The sequence below is a fragment of the Kineosporia sp. R_H_3 genome, assembly GCF_002198675.1.
In the GTDB taxonomy this organism is placed as follows: domain Bacteria; phylum Actinomycetota; class Actinomycetes; order Actinomycetales; family Kineosporiaceae; genus R-H-3.
The window spans coordinates 1-3,807 of record NZ_MWLL01000078.1 but is presented as its reverse complement, the minus strand read 5'-3'; the positions used below and the strand labels follow the sequence as shown (position 1 = coordinate 3,807).

The 3,807-nt window shown below is 75.7% G+C and carries 3 protein-coding genes and 1 pseudogene; 3 read left to right on the top strand and 1 reads right to left on the bottom strand.

Annotation, left to right across the window (positions count from 1 at the left end; genetic code table 11):
- Both ECOMGDLI_RS04975 and ECOMGDLI_RS04970 read left to right on the top strand, forming a co-directional pair.
- A pseudogene (locus ECOMGDLI_RS04975) lies at positions 1-909 on the top strand (hypothetical protein); the annotation flags it as partial.
- The gene (locus ECOMGDLI_RS04970) at positions 906-2,141 is read left to right on the top strand and encodes a hypothetical protein (protein WP_088314562.1); all 1,236 of its coding nucleotides are present in this window, start codon (positions 906-908) and stop codon (positions 2,139-2,141) included. The pseudogene ECOMGDLI_RS04975 and the gene ECOMGDLI_RS04970, both read left to right, overlap by 4 nt.
- Before the next feature lie 33 nt (positions 2,142-2,174).
- On the opposite strand, the gene ECOMGDLI_RS04965 is transcribed toward ECOMGDLI_RS04970, so the two are convergent.
- Positions 2,175-3,356: a PrsW family intramembrane metalloprotease gene (locus ECOMGDLI_RS04965; RefSeq protein ID WP_088314559.1), complete on the bottom strand. Its 1,182-nt coding sequence runs from the start codon at positions 3,354-3,356 to the stop codon at positions 2,175-2,177.
- Positions 3,357-3,468: 112 nt separating this feature from the next.
- Here ECOMGDLI_RS04965 and ECOMGDLI_RS04960 point away from each other — a divergent pair.
- Positions 3,469-3,807: hypothetical protein (locus ECOMGDLI_RS04960; RefSeq protein ID WP_143447518.1), on the top strand; the 339-nt coding region annotated here is incomplete at its 3' end.

Sequence of the window (3,807 nt, the reverse complement as noted above, 5' to 3'; positions counted from 1 at the left end):
CCGGCAGGACCCGCGGTGAGCACGCTCTCCGGCGTCCGGCACACGGTCCGCAGCACCGCGGCCCGGACCCGCCGGACGCTGCTGTGGACCCCCGAGCGGTACCGGGCGTCGATCGCCACCGCCGTGGCGCTGCTCGTCCTCGTGCCGCTCGTCTCGCTCGTCGTCCGGCAGCCGTGGAACGCCCCGGCCACGGCCGACCAGGGCACCGCGACCCGCGCCGGCGCGGACGGCGGGCTGCCCGGCGGGGTCGTCAACGGACTGCCCGCGGCTCCCGCCGGCGCCGGGCAGGGCACCGCGCCGGCGAGTACCGGCGCCACCCCGATCGTCCCCCTCCCGGAGGCCACCGGGGCGACGCCGACCGCCCCCGTGGACGGCGAGGCCGTCCCGGGGGCCACCCAGGGCCCCGTGGACGCCTCGGCCATCTCCGTCGCGGCCGTGCTCGCCGTGGCGGCCGAGGCGACGCCGCTGCCGAGCCGCTCGGCGGGCGGCGGCGACGCGACCCTGTCCCCCGGCGCCGCGACCGACCGCTGGCGGGCCCAGGCCCGGACGACGTCCGCCCGGTTCACCCAGAAGTGGCTCGACGGCGCCACGGCGGACCGGGTCGACACCTGGGTGAAGGGCCTCGACCCGTGGCTCGACCCGGGCTCGCGCGACCTCGTCGCCCTGACGAACCTCGCCCAGATCCCGCGCACCCGGCCCACCTCGGTGCAGCTCGTCACGCTCGAGGAGTCCGAGGCGACGTCGGTCGTCACGCTCGCCGACGGCGGCCGCCTCGACCTCGAGCTGGTCTGGGACGGCGAGACCTGGCGCGTGACGTCCTACGAGCCCGTGGCCGCCGCCGGCGTCGCCGCCCCGACGCCCGCCGGGGGCGCCACCACCTCGCCCGCAGGGGCCAGCGGGGCGCCATGAGGCTGCGGACCGTCGCCATCGTCGCCGTCGCCGTGGTCGTCGTCACGGGCAGCGGCACGCTGGCGACGCTGTCGAGCAGCGGGATCCTCGACGAGGCGCAGGGCTTCCTCGGGTCCCAGCTCCTCCAGTCGCCGTGCCTGCCCGAGCTCGGCGGCGGCGTCTCGGCCGGCGGCGCCGGGCGGATCGCGGACATCGACCGCACCCAGATGCGCAACGTCACGGAGATCGCCGAGGCCGCCGCCGGGGTCGCGAAGGAGCGCGGACTGGACGCCGAGCAGCTCGTCCACGTGCTCACGACGGCCTACGCCGCGGCCCTCGTCGAGTCCGACCTGCGCAACCTGCCGTCCCGCGCCGTCCCCGCGAGCCTGGCCTTCGACCACGACACCTACCCCGGCGGCCGGATCCCGCCCGGCGACCACTCGAGCGTGGGGCTGTTCCAGCAGCTCGACGCGTGGGGCCCGGTCGCCGTCCGGATGAACCGGAAGGCCTCGACGCGGATGTTCCTCACGGGCGGGCGTGCCGGTCAGCGCGGCCTGCTCGACATCCCCGGCTGGCAGACGACGAGCCCCGGCGTGCTCGCGCAGCGCGTGCAGGTCTCGGCGTACCCGCTGCGCTACGCCCGCCGGGTCGCCCAGGCGAAGGCGATCGCGGCCGTCGTCCTCGGGACCCGGGCCACCGGGTCCGGCGGGTCGGGGACGCTGGCGAGCGGCAGCGGCGGGGTCGCCGGCCTGTCGGCGGGCCTGCTGCGGACGTCGTCCGGCTGCGAGCTCGCGTCGTCGAAGCCGTCCTCGAAGATCGGCAAGTGCCCGGCGGTGCGCGCGTCGTCCGAGCGCGGCCTGACCCCGGACGCGGTCGCCGTCCTGCGCTGCGGCCTCGGCGACTACCCGATGATCCGGGCGTACGGCTGCCTCGCGACGAGCGGCCACACCCCCGGCTCGGACCACTACACGGGCCGCGCCTGCGACTTCATGATCCCGGGCCAGGCCCGCCGCGACACCCGCGACGGCATCGCCCTCGGCGACAGCATGGCCGAGTACTTCAAGTCCCACGCCGACGAGTTCGGCGTCACCTACATCATCTGGCACGGCCGGATCTGGAACTCCGCCCGCGCCTCCGAGGGCTGGCGGTCGTACCGCCACCCGTCGGGCTCGCAGAACTGGACCCTCATGCACATGGACCACGTCCACGTGTCCGTCAAGGGCCAGGCCGGCGCCTACGGCTGGGGCGCCTGACCCGTCCTCGGGACCTGCACGGGCCGGCGCGGGTCAGCGCGGGTGGTTCGCGGCCCACTGCGGCAGGAAGACCGCACGCAGCTGGGACATCGACGCGAGCATCGCGTACTCGGTCGTGCGGGCGTCCTGCGGGGCGCTGCCGCGGATCATCCGTTCGCGGAGGAACGCGAGCTCGCTGGCCATCTCCTGGAAGTCGCGCATCGCCCGGCGGGCCGCGCCGCCACCGGTCCGGGACGCCCAGGACCGGGCCTCCCGGCGGCCCGGGATCGAGGCGAGCATCTGGACCTCGCTCGGCGAGAGCCAGCCCGTCGAGCAGTAGACCTCGAGGTGGCGGCCGATGAGGCGGCCCTCGCGGCGGCGGGCGTAGACCGCGAGGGCGACGAACCCGAGGAACACCGGCACCTGGAAGGCGATGTACGCCAGGAGGAAGCCGCCCAGGCCGGACGACGCGGAGTAGTTCCACGCGCCGTGCAGGAGGACCGCGACCGCCCACCCGAGGACCGGGTAGAGCAGCTTGAGCAGCGGGTTGCGGGTGCGGACGGCGAGCCCGAGGCCGATCCCGGTCGCGGCGGTGAAGAGCGGGTGCGCGAAGGGCGAGGCGACGCACCGCAGGACGAACACGAAGACGGTGCCGGCCGTGCCGGACTCCATGAGGGTGCGGCCGAGGTAGAGCACGTTCTCGACGAACGCGAACCCGATGCCGGCCATCCCCGCGTAGACGATGCCGTCGACGACCCCGTCGAACTCGCGGCGGCGCACGAGCAGGATGAGGACGATCGCCAGGCCCTTCATCGTCTCCTCGACGACGGGCGCGACGAAGACCGCGCCGGACGACGCGTCGCCGCCGGCCTGCTGGATCGCCGCCACCGAGGCGGTGTTGATGACGAGCGCCGCGAACGTCGCGACGCCGGCCCCCCAGAGGAACGCCAGCACGAGCAGCGACGGCGGCTCTGCCTCGTAGCGGTCCAGCCACAGGTAGACGGCGACGACGGGGAAGACCGGCACGACGGCGAGGACGCTGCCGGTCACCAGGCCGAGCGCCCCGGTCTCGCTCGTGATGACGAGGATCGTCAGGAGCGTGCACCCCAGGAGGACCGCGAACGCGGCCACCCAGGCGAGCGTCGCGAGCACGCGCGGACGTCTCGGCGCGGGCAGCGGGTACCCCGGGGGCAGCCCCGCGGGGGACGACGGCTGGTACGGCGCGAACTCGCTCACGAGGGGAGGTTACCGACGATCCGGGTCCGGGTCTGCGTAGCCTTGCCCCGTGACCGTGGAGGGCGGTCGCGTCGCCGGGGGGCGGGTTGTGGCGGCGTTGTGAGGGTTTTGCATGGGCAAGCACACCACCCCCGGGCTCGACACGCCGGGGACGCGGGACGACGTCGTGGGCTGGGGGGCCTTCTCGACGGTCGTCGCGGTCATCCTCGTGGGGATCTTCGCGGGGTGGTTCGAAGCCGTCGGGGTGCTCGTCCTCGGCGGGCTCGCGACCGCCGCGCTCTGGTTCGCGCGCAACCACTCCGCCGACGCGCTGGCCCGTGGCCGGCACGCGAGCGAGACGCCGTGGTCGGCCTCCGACCTGCTCGAGCTCAAGGACGCCGACGCCCAGCAGGCGGCGGCCCGCCGTGAGCCGTCGCGCCGCCGGGCGGACGCCGCGCCGCGGACCGACGGC

Coding starts and splice junctions, on each gene's coding strand:
- ECOMGDLI_RS04970 (WP_088314562.1), top strand. CDS start 906: ATGAGGCTGCGGACCGTCGCCATCGTCGCCGTCGCCGTGGTCGTCGTC.